General features: G+C 59.8%; 15 protein-coding genes. 5 read left to right on the forward strand and 10 right to left on the reverse strand.

The annotated features are described in order from the left end of the window. The 3 genes from ACJO3T_RS14715 to ACJO3T_RS14725 form a co-directional block, all read right to left on the reverse strand. Positions 1-227, reverse strand: a 227-nt coding sequence (locus ACJO3T_RS14715; protein WP_406978939.1) for a TRAP transporter small permease subunit, incomplete at its 3' end; no start/stop codon positions are given. Positions 228-307: 80 nt separating this feature from the next. Beyond that, positions 308-1,447 carry a C4-dicarboxylate TRAP transporter substrate-binding protein gene (locus ACJO3T_RS14720; RefSeq protein WP_406978941.1) on the reverse strand — a complete coding sequence of 380 codons (1,140 nt, stop codon included), beginning with the start codon at positions 1,445-1,447 and terminating at the stop codon, positions 308-310. A 28-nt stretch (positions 1,448-1,475) separates the two neighbouring features. After that, complete coding sequence (locus ACJO3T_RS14725; protein ID WP_406965764.1) at positions 1,476-3,167, reverse strand: long-chain-fatty-acid--CoA ligase; 1,692 nt, start codon at positions 3,165-3,167, stop codon at positions 1,476-1,478. A 124-nt stretch (positions 3,168-3,291) separates the two neighbouring features. Here ACJO3T_RS14725 and ACJO3T_RS14730 point away from each other — a divergent pair, with 124 nt between their 5' ends. The 5 genes from ACJO3T_RS14730 to ACJO3T_RS14750 all read left to right on the forward strand — a co-directional run bounded on the left by ACJO3T_RS14730 (position 3,292) and on the right by ACJO3T_RS14750 (position 9,191). Continuing rightward, positions 3,292-3,903: a QsdR family transcriptional regulator gene (locus ACJO3T_RS14730; protein ID WP_406965763.1), complete on the forward strand. Its 612-nt coding sequence runs from the start codon at positions 3,292-3,294 to the stop codon at positions 3,901-3,903. 60 nt (positions 3,904-3,963) lie between these two features. Next, on the forward strand, positions 3,964-5,118 hold the full coding sequence (locus ACJO3T_RS14735) for a C4-dicarboxylate TRAP transporter substrate-binding protein (RefSeq protein ID WP_406965762.1): 1,155 nt from the start codon (positions 3,964-3,966) through the stop codon (positions 5,116-5,118). Between the two features lie 272 nt (positions 5,119-5,390). Continuing rightward, the gene (locus tag ACJO3T_RS14740) at positions 5,391-6,212 is read left to right on the forward strand and encodes a substrate-binding periplasmic protein (protein ID WP_406978942.1); all 822 of its coding nucleotides are present in this window, start codon (positions 5,391-5,393) and stop codon (positions 6,210-6,212) included. Positions 6,213-6,227: 15 nt separating this feature from the next. Then, the gene (locus tag ACJO3T_RS14745; RefSeq protein WP_406978943.1) at positions 6,228-8,636 is read left to right on the forward strand and encodes a sensor domain-containing protein; all 2,409 of its coding nucleotides are present in this window, start codon (positions 6,228-6,230) and stop codon (positions 8,634-8,636) included. Positions 8,637-8,774: 138 nt separating this feature from the next. Beyond that, a complete protein-coding gene (locus ACJO3T_RS14750) occupies positions 8,775-9,191 on the forward strand; it encodes a helix-turn-helix domain-containing protein (protein ID WP_406965757.1) in 417 nt (138 codons plus the stop codon). 57 nt (positions 9,192-9,248) lie between these two features. Here ACJO3T_RS14750 and ACJO3T_RS14755 read toward each other — a convergent pair whose 3' ends face one another. From ACJO3T_RS14755 to ACJO3T_RS14785, 7 genes are all read right to left on the reverse strand, one after another. After that, complete coding sequence (locus ACJO3T_RS14755) at positions 9,249-10,052, reverse strand: ABC transporter permease (protein ID WP_406965756.1); 804 nt, start codon at positions 10,050-10,052, stop codon at positions 9,249-9,251. Next, on the reverse strand, positions 10,049-10,927 hold the full coding sequence (locus tag ACJO3T_RS14760) for an ABC transporter ATP-binding protein (RefSeq protein ID WP_406965755.1): 879 nt from the start codon (positions 10,925-10,927) through the stop codon (positions 10,049-10,051). The genes ACJO3T_RS14755 and ACJO3T_RS14760 overlap by 4 nt, the downstream gene beginning before the upstream one ends. A 67-nt stretch (positions 10,928-10,994) precedes the next feature. Continuing rightward, positions 10,995-11,990 carry an ABC transporter substrate-binding protein gene (locus ACJO3T_RS14765; RefSeq protein ID WP_406965753.1) on the reverse strand — a complete coding sequence of 332 codons (996 nt, stop codon included), beginning with the start codon at positions 11,988-11,990 and terminating at the stop codon, positions 10,995-10,997. A 284-nt stretch (positions 11,991-12,274) separates the two neighbouring features. After that, positions 12,275-12,745, reverse strand: a complete 471-nt coding sequence (locus ACJO3T_RS14770; protein ID WP_406965778.1) for a nucleoside deaminase — start codon at positions 12,743-12,745, stop codon at positions 12,275-12,277. A 48-nt stretch (positions 12,746-12,793) separates the two neighbouring features. Then, on the reverse strand, positions 12,794-13,585 hold the full coding sequence (locus ACJO3T_RS14775) for an ABC transporter permease (protein ID WP_406965752.1): 792 nt from the start codon (positions 13,583-13,585) through the stop codon (positions 12,794-12,796). Further along, on the reverse strand, positions 13,566-14,354 hold the full coding sequence (locus tag ACJO3T_RS14780) for an ABC transporter ATP-binding protein (RefSeq protein WP_406965751.1): 789 nt from the start codon (positions 14,352-14,354) through the stop codon (positions 13,566-13,568). The genes ACJO3T_RS14775 and ACJO3T_RS14780 overlap by 20 nt, the downstream gene beginning before the upstream one ends. Positions 14,355-14,356: 2 nt before the next feature. After that, positions 14,357-15,361 (reverse strand): ABC transporter substrate-binding protein, encoded by a 1,005-nt coding sequence (locus ACJO3T_RS14785; RefSeq protein WP_406965750.1) that lies wholly within the window; start codon positions 15,359-15,361, stop codon positions 14,357-14,359. Positions 15,362-15,560: the final 199 nt, after the last annotated feature.

The following is a 15,560-nucleotide window of genomic DNA, read 5'->3' on the forward strand; positions in this document are numbered from 1 at the left end:
ACGGAGATGTGGGCATCCTTCTGCTCGGCGAAGGCCAGGGGGATAAAGGCCGCAATGGACATGTAGTAGTAGGAAACAATGGTGATGGTGCCCGGAATGGGCGTATTGAAGAAGTAGCGTCCGGCCACATCGAAGCTGATGTGGAACATCATCAGGGCTATGGCCAGGCCACCAACAATGGAGACGGTATTGGTAATACGGGACAACAGTCGACCAATGTTAAGCATGGAATGATCTCCACGATCAGATTCTATACTCGGGAAAGGAGCGGCCCGTCGTGATATCCCCACGACGGACCCGCGCCACCTCATAGACCGTAGCTGGACACATCCACCTGCGAATAGACTTCACGCCAGAGGATCTCCCTCAGGGCTTCTTCGCTATCCATCTCCGCCCCCAGTCGGATCCAGCGGTCGAGGATCTTACGGAACTGCTTGATGCTCTCTTCCGTGTTCTCCAGGCCATAGCGATCAGCGTATGTGGCGGCAATGGTATTCACATCATCCGTGACGAACTGTTCGGTAAAGTCCGCCAGGCCCGGGTCTGCCTCGTGGACACTGATACCCTGTTCCCGCGCATCCTTCAGGTTCTGGTCATTGCTCAGGTGGTAGGCCCAGATAATATGAGCGGCCATCGCGGCACTGGCCCTGAGGACATTCGTACGCTCCGCTTCACTCAGGGATGCCCAGGTATCCTGGTTAATGTTGGCCAGTGCGGTACCACCGTAACCACCCCCGGGGGCCCCGACGGTGATGTCGGTAACCACTTCATTCAACCGGAACACCGTCAGTTCCGTCGCCGTCTGAATGGTGCAGTCCACAACCCCCTGATCGAGTGCATCGTAGACTTCATTGACAGACATCTGGACCGAGTTGGCCCCGATTGCCTGGGCCCAGCGGGAATGCTGCGGACCACCGCCACGCAGTCGCATGCCCCGGGCGTCCTCCAGCGAGGTGACCGGCTGGTTACAGAGCAGGGGCAACGGAGATGTTGTGCCGGTCGCGGTGAACACCTGATTCTGCTGACGAAACTCCTCGACACACTCCTCACAGTGCGCCATGACATACTCGGCAACCGCGCCGCCGAATATGGCTCCGTGGGGCCCACTGAATTCCTGCTGGTCCAGGAGCATGGTCAGCTCCGTGACCATGTGGGTGGAGGGGAACTCGTTCATGAAGTAGGTGGTCAGCACAACGCCCGCATCGGCCATGCCATCACGCAGACCGGGCGAGGTTTCCATCAGGTTCAGGAGTGACAATGGATAAACCTTGGCCGACATCTCACCGTCACTTGCTTCCTCAAGGGTATCCGCCCAAACCTGGGCGGATTCCGCAGGGATGGAACCCTGGGGATAACCCAGGGCAAAACGCAGGTCGGCCTGGGCAATAGAGCCCAGGCAAAGGCAGGCAGAGGCTGACGCCAGAGTCAGCAGTTTCTTGATAGTCATCTTTTCCCTCTTGGACTTCTTGTCAGGATTAGTTATTCACTTCCGCATACAGCTCTTTCTTGGACAGCTTGCCCACGGGGGTCTTGGGCAATTCATCCCGGATTTCCATGCTCTGGATCATTTCGTGTTTACCGAGGCGGGAGCGCAAAAAGGTCTGCATGTCCTGCAGGGTTGGGTGAGGCATGCCGTCCATGATCGTGACATAGGCCCGGGGGCTTTGGCCCCGGTAACTGTCAGGCACGCCGATAACGGACACCTCCGACACGGCGGGATGCTCGTATATGGCTTCCTCGATGTTGCGCGGATACACGTTGTAGCCGCTGCAGATAATCATGTCCTTGGTTCTGTCGACAATGTAGATGAACCCGTCTTCGTCCATGAAAGCCACGTCGCCCGTACGAAAATAGCCCTGCGAGCTCATTGATTCAGCGGTGGCGTCGTCACGCTTCCAATAGCCTTGCATCATGTTGGGGCCCTTGATGCACAGCTCACCGCGCTCGCCCGGGGGCTGCATCGTTTCCTCACCGTCCATCGACAGGATCTGCAGGTCCACGCCGGGCACGGCAACACCGCAGGAACCCGCTGGCGCGGTCATTCCCTGGGGAGTAAAGGTGCCGACGGTTGACGTTTCCGTCATGCCCCAGCCTTCCTTGACGGTACACCCGGCACGTTCCCTGAACCGCTGCTGTAACTCCACGGGCAGCGGTGCACCGCCAGAGTTGCAGAGTTTCAGGGAGTCCAGCCGGTAGTTCTCCAGTTCCGGGTAGGACAACAGCGCCGAGAGCATGGTTGGCACCGCCGGGAAAACGGTAATCCGTTCCTGCTGTATGGTCTCGAGGGCCTGCTTTGGATCAAACCGGAGCTGCTGATACAGCGTGGCGCCGTCCCGCAGGCCAAAGAGCATGTTGACCATGATGGCGTATATATGAAATGGCGGAAGTACCGCCAGTATCCGCTCCTCTCCCGGAGAAACCGTAGTCACAAGGGCGGCCCCCAACTGGTCGGCCGCACTGGATATGGAGCGGTGAGTCAGCATGGCGCCCTTCGGGGCACCGGTGGTACCCCCGGTATACTGGAGCACCGCCAGGCTATCGGGTGCCCGCGCTTCCGGATAGGGCTGGAAGTCGCCGACATTGTCCAGCAGAGCGGCGAAGGTGGTGACCCCGTCGGAAGGGACCTCGCTCAGCTCTCCTGCAGAGGCCATCTGGTTCCGGAGCTGATCCGGAGCACCGGCGAATTCCGCCACCGAACCGACTACCAGTCCTTTCAGGCGCGAATCGCCCATAAACTGAGCTATCCGGGGCAGCAGCGTCTGGAGATCCACAGTAATGATCAGGTCTGTCTCACTGTCGGCGATCTTGTGCTCAAGAATACGCTCGGCGTCCAGTGGCGAGTAATTCACCACCACGCCACCGGCCCTCAGCACCCCCATGAAACTGATGATGCAATGAGGGCTGTTGGGCAGGTACAGACCAACATGAACCCCGGGCTTTACGCCCAGCCTCTGCAATCCTTTTGCTGCCCGTGATACCAGATCGTCCAGTTCCCGGTAGCTGATCTCGCGCCCCATGAAATGGATAGCCGACCGCTCCGGCCAACGACGAGCCGCATCGGTCAACATATCGTGAACCGCACGACCAGACAGATCCGGCCGATGGGGGATGCCCGAAGGGTAACTGCTGAACCAGCGAGCGTCCGGTGGAACCTGCTGATGACTCATCTTGGCAACCTCTCCGCTTGATTGTTTTTATCATTCGGTTGCACCCGGGGCCCTGCGACACTATTCTTGGATTCCAGGCTGCAACACTTTTATATTTCGACACATGATGCAACAAAATAAAATAATGACGCAAGCACAGATAACACCACTGGCCAAAGCACTGGCCGGCGAAGCCAGCACAGGCGCAGCCTCTCCCCTTACGGCGCTGGAGGTCGGCCGACAACGCTGGCTCAATTGTGAACGGATCAACATGGGGTCCATAGCGGATGAAGTGGGCGTCAACAGGGCCACGCTGTTTCGCTGGGTAGGTAGTCGTGAACTGTTTGTGGGTGAGATTATCTGGTCGTTCTACCAGGACCTGATCGACAAGACCCTTGAAGCAACATCCGGGGAAGGCCCTGAGTACGTGGTATCCGTTCTGGAGCATTTGCTCAGAAAGGTTGTGAACACGAAGCAGCTTCACCACTTCATCCGTCAGGATCCGGAGTACGCCATCCGCATCCTCACATCCAGATCCAGCCTCTTCCAGGCACGGTCCGTCAATATGGTTCGGGGGCTTATCGCCGAGCAGACCGGGAAAACCGACTGGACACCCCCCATTCATCAGGACGATCTGGCCTTCCTGATTATCCGGGTAGGAGAGTCCTTCCTGTACGGTGATGTCATCAGCGGCCAGAAGACGGACATCGCTCAGACAACCATGGCATTCAGGCTCCTTTTGTCCGGGCAGGCCTGACCCTGAAAACCTGCCCAGGCATGCGTCACCCTCCCCCAACAGAGCACTCAGGAGACAACTATGACAATAAACCGAAACCTCAATGGGCTTGTCGCAGGCCTTACTCTCGCCTGCCTGGCCGGCACCGGTACCGCCACCGCCGAGCAACTGCGGTTTGCGACCGGCTCCCCTCAGAACACTCTCGGTTCAAAGGGCATGGATGCCTTTATTGACGCCGTGGAAACCCGTTCCGGAGGAGATCTTACGGTCAAAGGGTATGCCCAGTCGCTGCTCAGCTTTATGGAAACGCCGTCCGGTTTGAGGGACGGCATGGCTGATCTTGGCCATGTACTGACGCCCTACTTTCCAGCGGATTTCCCCAACACCATAATGCTCACCGAAATGACCATGGCCCCCGAACTCTCAAGTGTTGAGGCAAAGACGGCCATGTTCGCCTATACCGGCGCGGTGACGGAGTATATCGTCAATCAATGCCCGGATTGCATCCAGGAGCACCTGGACCGGAACCAGGTCTATCTCAACCTGGTGAGCACTTCGCCCTACGGGCTGTTCTGTAACGGCGCGGTTACCGCCTCGGAAGACATTAACGGCAGCCGCATCCGGGTTGGCGGGCCGGTCTGGTCCCGCTGGGTTGAATCCATGGGCGGGTCCCCGGTTTCCATTCCGGTCAATGAAACCTACGAGGGCCTCAGTCAGGGGGTTGTCGACTGCACCGCCCACAACCTGTCCGACCTGCTCAACTTCAAGTTCATCGAAGTGGTCACCGATGTCACCATGGGCGTTCCGGGAGGAACCTTTGGCGGCGTAGGTACCAACATCAACGCAGACACCTGGCGCTCCCTGTCCACGGACGATCGCACAACCATTCTCTATGGTGCTGCAAGGGCTTCTGCGGAAGTCGTCATGCTCTACTACGAAGATCACGTGGAAGCGCTCCGTCAGATTGAGGAAAGCTCCGATATCACTCTGCACGAACCGGATCCGGAGCTGGTTGAAGCCACTCGTACCTTTATCGAGGAAGATCTCAAGACCGTCGCTGCCCACTACCAGGAACGGTACGGTATTGAGGATGCGGAAGAACGCATGGCGTCATTCCGCGAGACCCTGGCGGAATGGGTAAAGAAGGTCGAAGGCGTCAACACCCGGGAGGAACTGACCGACCTTTACTGGGCGGAAGTCTTCTCCAAAATCGACGTCAGCACCTACAGCCTGTAAACGTTCACTCCTCCATGGTCAGGTCACAACCGACCTGACCATGGCCTCCCCCCACGCCAGAAAAGATGCGGAAAAGGCACAAAAGTTTTTCCTGATTGCACAAATTGAACCATACTGACAATTGCAACGGATCCTTGAGCAAACACCAGGGTCAGGGAATACAGGCAGTGTGTACCGGACGGTTCTCATGCTCTATCAGGGGCTCGGCTTATCAGTCGCCCAGCCAGCGGCTGGCAGGCGCCCTCCAGGTTATGGTCATCCTGATTGCGATTTTGTTCGCAATACCGGCTACCCATGCCCGGACCATTACGCTGTCCACCGGAGAATGGCCCCCCTATTTTGACAGCAGCCTCGACAACCATGGGCTGCTGGCACAGATCATCAGTGAAGCCTATGGCAATGTCGGGATATCGGTTGATTACAGCTTCCTGCCCTGGTCCCGGGCCCTGTCCATGGCGCATCACGGCAATTATGACGGCTCCGCTGCCTGGAGCTGTACGCCCTCCCGTTCCGACGATTTTCATTTCAGCCAGCCGATACTGCCCCTTTACTATGTCTTCTTTGTCCGCAAGGGCAGTCAGTTCCATTGGCAGGAGATCGACGACATCAAGGGGCTGACCATTGGCCTGACCCAGGACTACGCCTATGGCGACCAACTGACCTCGGCGGTGGACCGGGGGCTTGTAAGCACGGACATGACGGCATCGGATGAATCCAACTTCCGGAAGCTGCGAGCCGGACGGATAGACCTGTTCCCGATGGACCCTCTGACCGGACTGCAGATGATCGACCAGTTGTTCTCCGAGGCCGAGGCCCGGCAACTGACCTACCATCCACGCCCCATACACCAGGCCAGCTATCACCTGATCTTCTCAAGGCAGCAGGACAATGGCGGCGAACTGGCGCGACAGTTCAACCAGGGCCTGGAAACCCTCAGGGTGTCCGGCCGCCTTGATGAAATACTCGACAGTCAGCTCGGGGAATCACCGATGTGGCACGCACTGGGCCCGTTACTGACCACTGAACCACGCCAGAGTCGTTGTGGAATCGGTGACGCCAGAACCGCCGGGCACAATAGCGAGCCCGGGCGCTGAACAGGGAGCAACGCCATGCAGGTCGGAGAAATTACCCAGAAGCTGATAGACGCCGCAGCGGATGCCATTGTCATCCTTGACGTACGTGGGCATATCCGCCACTTCTCCAGCTCCGCCGAAAACCTCTTTGGCCTGGCAGCATCCGACTGCCTGGACCAGCACTTCTCCCTGCTGCTGGCACCGAAACACCGCCAGGAAGTCGTGGACTGCTTTACCGAACTCTGCGACGGCGAGCATCCCCTCAACGGTGTGGGGTACCAGGTAACGGCCCAGGACCGGCAGGGACAGACCTTCCCCATGTCCCTGGAAATCGGGGAGACCCGACTGGAGGAACACCGCCTCTTCATCGGGGTATGCCGTGACCTGTCCGCGGAGCGTGAGTCGACAGACCGGAAACGGTCCGCGGAAAACCTGAACCGGGCGCTCTTCGAGGCGGCTGTGGATGCCATCATCACCATTGATGCCCACGGGCAGATCCGGGCCTTCAACCAGGCTGCGGAATCTCTGTTCGGTTATCGTCGGTCCGAGGTACTCGACCGCAACGTTGCCCTGCTGATGCCCGACCACTACGCAAAACATCACGACGCCTATATCGACAACTACCTGCGCACTGGTGAGGCCCGGATTATCGGCATTGGCCGGGACGTGGTGGGACAGCGCAAGGACGGTTCCCGCTTCCCCCTGCACCTGTCGGTTGGCGAGGCATGGCACCACAACGAAAAGCACTTTATCGGCATCTGCCATGACCTGTCCGACTACCATGACGCACTGCGCAAACTGGCTATTGCGGAGAAGCGCTACAAAGAGATCGTCCACAGCCAGACCCAGATGATCTGCCGGGTCGATACCGACCTGAAGATTACCTTTGCCAACCGGTCATTCATGAAGTGTCTGGGCAAATCCCACGGGGAGCTGATCGGTACGCCGTTGTACCGTTTCGCCACTGAGAACGAGGCGGCCATCCGCGACCTGCTGGGTCAGCTGTTTGACGCCACCGACGTCCAGCAGATAACGGTGAAAATGACCATGGCGGCACCATCAAGGAACCCCCAGATTGAATGGACCTTTACCCGCCCCGGGAACAGCGACGACGAGGTGGCGGAACTCCAGGGCTTCGGGGTGGACATCTCCGACATGGAGGACGCCCGCCGCGAGGCGGACTATCTGAGAAACCATGACACGATCACCGGCCTCTACAACAAGCAGGGGTTCATGAATGCCCTCAAGTCCTGGGCCTCGGGGGAACCGGCCTTTTCGGTCATCCATATCGACCTGGATAACTTCGGGCTGGTGAACCAGCGACACGGCTTCGACACCGGCAATCATGTCCTCAAAGAGGTTGCCCTCCGGATCCAGTCCATCGCCGGCAACACCAGCCTGGTTGCCAGGATCGGTGCCGACGATTTTCTTCTCGCATCTCCGGTTTCCCGGTTACGGGAGGTCAGGGACGTCACAGGTCGACTCGTGTCCGGGATCGGACGCAGCCTGCTGGTTGATGGCCAGGACCTATCGATAGATGTCGCCATTGGTGTCGCCTTCTACCCGGATGACAGCAAGGACATTCATCGCCTGCCCGACCTGGCCGAATCCGCCATGAGGGACGCCCGCGCCCGCAAGGAAACCATCGCCCTGTTCAACCGGGAATCCCACAGCCAGCTTCACCGCCGCCTGGACGTTGAACAGGCGCTGAAGCGAGCCATTGAGGAACGGATTCCCCACATCCTGCTGCAGCCCAAATACGCCATTCCATCCGGACGGATATCCGGTTTCGAGGCCCTGGTCCGCTGGCAGGATCCGGAGCTGGGCTTCATTTCACCCGCCGAGTTCATTCCCCTGGTAGAGCACTCCAGGCTTGGACAGCGCCTGGACCGTTATGTCATCCGCCAGGCCTGTGACGCCATTGGCAGGATTGCCAGCCTTAGCGACAGGCCACTCCCCGTTGCGGTCAATATCACCGCCCCCCACTTTTCCAACCCGGAACTGGCAGGGTTTATCCTGGGGCAACTGGAGGAAGCCCGCCTCGACCCGAGGCTACTGGAGATCGAACTCACCGAAGGGGTGTTCCTGGCCGCCAACGACACCGTCACCAACAACCTGTCCACGCTGCGTGAAGCCGGCGTGAAAGTGGCCATCGATGATTTCGGTACCGGCTACTCGTCGCTCAGTTACCTCAAGAACCTCCAGGTGGACGAGCTCAAGGTGGACAAATCGTTTACCGACGAAGCCGATACCAGTACCGGCAAGACGGTCCTCCAGGCCGTGGTGCTGATTGCAAAGGCATTCGGCCTGAAGGTTACTGCGGAGGGCGTCGAGACCAGCCAGCAACTGGCGATACTGGAAGAACTGGGTTGCGATCTGGCACAGGGCTTCCTGCTGTCAAAACCCATCCCGGTCGACGATGCCTGTCGGCTTGTACAAACTTGATCCAGCGCAATCTACCGCACGATTACCACCCGTTTTCGACAAAGTTACTTGCCATTATTCTTCTGAAGCTGAGATCATTTAGTTAGAAAAGGCAGGTATTTTTAATGGGTGCATAAACCTGGCGGGTAAAGTGCCCCAATGACACTACCGGTCTTGCTGCCCCTGTTGTCAGGCAATGACGCCATGAGTCTAGGTCAGGCACTACGCCAGTTCAGGAAACACAAAGGCCTCACCCTGGCCGAACTGGCGGAAAAAACCGGGTCCTATGTGGGCAACCTGTCCCGCATTGAGCGGGACATGGCCAATCCAAGCCTGGATCTGCTCTATCGGATTGCCCAGGCCCTGGAATGCTCCATGGCCGATATTTTCCTCGCGTCCTGCGAAGGCAGTGGCAAGGATCCCTCGCAAGCCGCCCTGAACGCCGTATTCGGCTCACTGATGCAACAGGATCGTGAACTGCTGCTGGACTTCGCCCGCCTGCTGCAGACCCGCACGCAACGGGCTGGAGCCAGGTCACCGGCCGAAGGCCACGATCGCCCCCAGAAAGGCCCCTGACCATGCCCCCGGGCGGTCACGCCGAAGCAGGCACGGCTCCACTAACGGGCAACACAGTCAGTGCTCCACCTTCAGCGCACTCTCATGCCAGTTGCGCAGGGCCCGGTCTGACATCCACACCATCAGGGCGAACAGCAGGATGCCGGTCACCGTAATCAGGATCAGGGCGGCGAACATCTTGGGAATCTGCAGGTTATAGCCGGACTGCAGGATCATGTAGGCCAGCCCTGCCTTCGCCCCGCCGGTACCGGCCACAAACTCCGCCACCACGGCGCCAATCAGCGCCAGGCCGGAGCTGATCCGCAGGCCGCCGAAGAAGTACGGCAGCGCGCCGGGAATCCGCAGTCGAACCAGTTCCTGCCAGCGGCTGGCCCGGTACATGCGAAACATGCTGAGCAGGTTCGGGTCGACACTGCGCAACCCCAGGGTGGTGTTGGAAATGATCGGGAAGATGGCCACGATCACCGCGCAGATGGTCAGCGCCCAGGTGGTGTCGTTGACCCAGATAATGATCAGCGGCGCAATGGCCACCACCGGCGTCACCTGCATCAGCACCGCATAGGGGAACAGGCTGATCTCAATCCACTTGCTCTGCACGAACAGCAGCGACGCCGCAACGCCCAGAACCACGGCAATGGCGAAGGCCAGGAAGGTCACCTTCAGGGTCATCAGCAAGGCGTTGAACAACGATGAGAAGTCAGACACCAGCGACTGGCCGATGTCCACGGGGCTGGGCACCAGGTACTTGGGCACCTCGAATGCCATCACGGTGAACTGCCACATCAGCAGCACCAGCACGCCCACCAGCAGGGGGGCGGCAATCTGCACGAAGCGTTCATTACGGATCAGCGGGGCTTTCATGACTGGCTCTCCTCGTCCCGGTCCTCACCCATGGCACTGGCACGTTCCAGGGCATGGGATACCTGTCGGCAGTAACCGGCGAATTCGGTGGACACCCGGAAATCCGGTGACCGCGGATAGGGTTCGTCGATGGTGATGTCGTCCACGATGCGACCGGGGCGGGCCGCCATCACCACCACCCGGCTGGACAGGTAGACCGCCTCATAAACGCTGTGGGTGACGAACACGATGGTCCAGCCCTTGTCCTTCCACAGCTTGAGCACATCGTCGTTGAGCCTGTTGCGGGTCATCTCGTCCAGCGCACCGAAGGGCTCATCCATCAGCAGCAGGTTGGGCTCGGTGACCATGGCCCGGGCGATGGAAGCACGCATCTGCATGCCGCCGGACAGCTCCCGTGGAAAGCTGTTGTCGAAGCCCTTCAGGCCTACCATGCCCAGGGCATCGTCGATCTTCTGTTCCGCCTCCGGTGACTTGCCGGCGTGTTCCAGGTCCAGGGGCAGGCGCACATTCCTGCGTACCCGTGCCCAGGGCATCAGGGTGGCATTCTGGAATACGAAGGCCAGCTTGCGGCCCTTGCTGCCCACCACGTCGTAATCCTGCTCCCACCATTTCACGGTACCGGTGGTCACGTCGCCCAACCCCGCCATGATGCGCAGCAGGGTACTCTTGCCGCAACCGGAGGGACCCAGCAGGCTGACAAACTCGCCCTCCTTTATCTGCAGATCGGCACCCTTCAAGGCCACGGTGCCATTGCCATAGATCTTGTTGACGCCATCCACCTGCAGTACCGGGCGTGAGACCACGGCACCGGCTTCTCCGGCCATGATTTCCTGGTCCGGTTCCGGGTTCAGGGGCGTAACCTTGCTAGCTGTCATAGTGATGTCTCCAGGGCCGACCGGAGTCGCTGACCGGCCGGCATCAGGATGGGGGTCGCGTCGGCGCTTAGGGAAGCACCGGCTCTTCGGGCAGGAATTCCAGGGTGTAGACCTTGCTCAGGTCCAGGTCTTCCGACGCCAGGTCCGCTTCCACCATGAAGTCCCTGATCTTCTGCCAGCGCTCGTCGGTCATGACACCGATGCCCATGGTCTGGGCATCGCCCCCGGTCACCAGCTCGTACTCTTTCATCTTCTCGATGCCGTAGGCGATCTGCTCCGGGGTCATCTCCGGGTTTTCCTGCATGATCAGCTCGTTGCCCGGGGCGGGGTTTTCCAGGTAGCTCTTCCAGCCCTCCATGCTGGCCTGCACAAAGCGCCGCACCACGTCGGGGCGTTCCTCGACCATATCGGTGGTCGTTTCGATGGTGGTGGCGTAGGGAGGGTAGCCATAGTCGGACAACAGGAAGACGCTGGGCTCGATACCACCCTTCTGGATGGCAAATGGTTCGGATGAGAGGTAGCCCTGCTGCACAATGTTCTCGTCGTTCAGGAATGGCGCCACGCTGAAGGTGTAGGCGTGGACCACATCGTCCTCGAAGCCATACTCCGCCTTCAGCCAGGGCCAGAAGGTGGAGTGGGCGAAGGTGGCAATATAGACCGGCAGTTCCTCTTCCCTGATCTGCTCGATGGACTCGATACGGGGGTGGGCAATCAGCGCCTGGGGATCCCCCTGCATGGAGGCCGCCACCGTCATCACCGGCAGGCCCTTCTCCACGGCGTTGATGTTGCCGATAGGGTAGCCCATCAGCAGGTCATAGCGCCCGGTCACCAGCAGTTGGGTGCCATTGACCTGGGGACCACCCATTTTGATTTCCACATCCAGGCCGTAATCCTCGTACAGTCCGGTGGCCAGGGCCTGGTAGAAGCCGCCGTGTTCCGCCTGGGCGTACCAGTTGGTGCCGAACACCAGCTTGTCCAGCTCTTCGGCGGAGACCGGTGACAGGGCCAGCATGCCCGCCATCATGATGGCGCCGCCAAGTGTAGCGCGTGTTTTTAGTGCCATGGAGCCTCTCCTGTGAATGCGGCGACTGCGTCGCTCTTTAATTGACCATTTGTTCAGGTTTTTAAAAGCAACCGCCGTGCCACTCAGGAGAAACCGTACTAAAGCCTCTAATTTATAGGGTTGGATACATTACCCGGACAGCCGGAGTGCACTACACTGCCCCAGCTTCTGGCCAACCGCACCGGTTTTGACCATGGGCAGTATCCTGCAGGCATAAAAAAGCCGCCCGAAGGCGGCAACAAGGAAGACGCAACACTTGCATCTCCATCGTTCGTCGTTACATCTCAATGCCCCTGGTTGCGCCAGAAGGTTTCGTGGACCTCGGCGGCTTCGTCCTCCAGCACCGGACCAATCACCTCGACCTGCCGCTGGCCGGAGGCGAACACCTCTCGGCAGGGCAGATCCAGGGTCGGGTTCTCCGGGTGGTTGCCGGTCATTTCCTTCAGGCGATGCTCGCTCACGCCGTAGACCAGTCGCCCCAGCCCGGCCCAATAGGCGGCACCGGCGCACATGCAGCAGGGCTCAGCGGACACGTACATGGTGAAGGCAGCCATCTCCTCCGGGCGCCAGGTCTGGCTGGCCCGGGTCATCAGTACCCGTTCGGCGTGGCCGGTCATGTCCTGGTGTGGCAGGTAGGCGTTGATCTGCTCCATCAGCACTTCACCCTCGTCGTTCACCAGGATGGCAGCAAACGGATGAATACCCTGGGCAGCGGCACTGCTGGCCAGGTCCAGGGTCTTGCGGATGAACCGCAGATCGGCTTTGCTTGGTTCCAATTCGGTAATCCTCTTTTAAAGCGTGTTTCAGCGAGCCTTGCGGGGCAGGCTCCAGGGGAAGAACAACTGCTGGGTCCACTGCACGGACTTGAACAGCAGCAGGCTTACCACCGCCAGGAAGAACAGTCCCGCAAAGGCCTGGGGAATCCGGAAGAAGGAGGTGGAAAACTGGATGAAATAGCCCAGCCCTTCCTCGGCCGCCACGAACTCCGCCACCACCGCCCCGATAATGGCCAGGGTGATGGCCACCCGCAGGCCACTGAAGATATGTGGAATGGCATAGGGAATGCGGATCTGCCAGGTTTCCCGGCGTAGCGGTGCATCCAGTGACCGACTCAGCTCGACCAGCTCCTCCGGCGTCTCATTGATGCCCGTGGCGGTGGATACCACCAGTGGGAAGAAGGTAAGCAGGCAGGTGATCAGCACCCGGGAGGGGTCATCAGAGCCCATCAACACAATAATCAGCGGCGCCACTGCCACCACCGGCGTGGACTGGATCACCACCAGCAGCGGGTAGAGCGTGCGGCTCAGGAATTCCGAACGCATCATGGCGATGGCAATGGGAATCGCCACCACGATGGACACGGCAAAGCCCATCAGTGCCACCCTCAGGGTCGCCCACAGGTGGGTGAACCAGCGGCTCATTTCCACCTTGAAGAAGGCGTCCACAATCGCGGATGGTGCCGGCAGCACGTATTCGGGTAATGAGAACACCTGGCATACCAGCTCCCACAACAGGATCAGCGACAGGAAGAACAGCCAGGGCGCGGCCATCAGAAGCGAGGCCCGCGTCCTGCCTTCAGGCAGCGTCAGGCTCATAGATATGCTTCCTCAGGCGTTCGGTGAGTTGCCCGAACCGTGGTTCGGAGATGGTATGGGTCGTCCTCGGACGGGGGATATCCACATCCAGCACTTCCAGTACGGTGCCGGGGCGCTTGCTCATCACCAGCACCCGGTCCGCCAGCAGCACCGCCTCGGCGATGGAGTGGGTAATGAACAGCACGGTCTTGGGGTTCTCTTCCCAGATCTTCAGCAGGTCGAAACCGATCTGCTCCCGGGTCATGGCGTCCAGGGCCGAGAACGGCTCGTCCATCAGCAGGATATCCGGGTTCAGCAGCAACGCCCGGACAATACCGACCCGCTGCTGCATGCCACCGGACAGTTCATCCGGCATCTTGTTGGCAAAGCTTTCCAGGCCCGCCATGGCCAGCAGCTCATCGGCGCGCTTCTCGTCATCCCGACCATAGCGCCCAAACTTGTGTTTGAGCGGGAACAGCACGTTCTTGCGCACCGTCAGCCAGGGCAGCAGGGTCGGCTTCTGGAACACAATGCCAACGTCGTCCCGGGGGCCCGTGACCGGCATACCGAACACCGAGACCTCGCCCTCGGACGGCGTCAACAGGCCGGAGATCATCCGTAACAGGGTCGACTTGCCGCAACCGGACGGCCCCACCACCGCCACGAACTCGTGACGGCGGATGTCCAGGTCGATGCCGGTGACAGCCGGCGGCACCCCAGGAGTGGGATCGTACCGGTGCCCGACTCCGGAGAGCCGGACAAACGAACGATTGGTGGCGGGTTCCGTCATGCTTACAGGGCCTCGAGCAGGGTGCGGTCGATGATCGCTTCCGGGTCCAGGGCGTCCTTTTCCAGCTTTTCCGCCTGGGATACCCAGTCCCAGGTCAGTGCAACACGGTCTTCGGTCAGGGCACCGAGGCCGTCCCGCTCGCTCACGTCGTTGACCACCAGTTCCATGGTGTCGCCGATCTGCGCGGTGGCCACGTCCACATCCACCTCCGGCACCATGCTGTTGAGGGCTTCCGCCGCCTGGCGGGGGTTGTCATGGGTAAACTTCAGGGATTTGTCGAAGGCGCGCATAAAGCGCTTGGCCACATCCGGGCGCTCACTCAGGAACTTTTCGCTGGCCACCACGGAGGAGGAGTAGAGTTCAAGGCCAGCGTCCGACCAGGGCAACACCACCAGTTCGTTACCGGTGGCTTCAGCCTGATCGGCAAACAGGGCAATGTTGGTGACCCAGGCGATAATGGCGTCGGTGCCACCGTTCATCAGCATGGGGCCCAATGCCCCCGGGTCCGCCTTGGTCAGTTGGACGGCGTCTTCCGCCATGCTGTTCTCTTTCAGCACTAGCGGCAGGAAGGCGTTGGAGGACGTAAACGGCGAGGTGGCGACTTTCTTGCCATCCATATCCGTCATCTCGCTGATGTCGTTCTTCTCCAGGGTGAAGAAGGCGTGGGGCGCCTGGTTAAAGATGCTGTAGACGGCCTTCACCGGCAGGCTGTCGTCCTGGGCCTTGGCGGCCATCAGGGCGCCGATATCGGCGCTGCCCACGTCGGCCTGCCCGGTAGCAATCTTGGTGATGGCATCGGTGGAGCCCCGACCACTGGCGATGCTGACTTCCAGGCCTTCCTCCTCGAAGAAGCCTTCCTGGACACCCACGTAGACCGGGGACTTGTCACCACCCGGCAGCCAGTCAAGTTGGTAGGTCACCTGATCGGCAGCGACGGCTGCCTGGGTCATCAGCCCGCCGGCCAGAGAGGCCGCCAGCAGGAATGAACGTGTGAAATGCTTGTGCATGTGCTTTCCCCTTCATGGTTTATCACTCGCCGAATTTTATTGATCATTCGGTCAGGTTTTATCTGGAGAAAGCAAACGGCAGGCCAGCTTGAAAACGTCCGCTGCATAATTCCCGCCAGAACTGGCGAACTGCCCGAAAAGCGAGGTCTTTCGCCCTTCTACTCCCCTCTGGCCACAGGGCCACACCATAAGCACTGAA

Origin of the sequence: Marinobacter shunpengi, from assembly GCF_045449715.1 — a bacterium.
Classification (GTDB): domain Bacteria; phylum Pseudomonadota; class Gammaproteobacteria; order Pseudomonadales; family Oleiphilaceae; genus Marinobacter.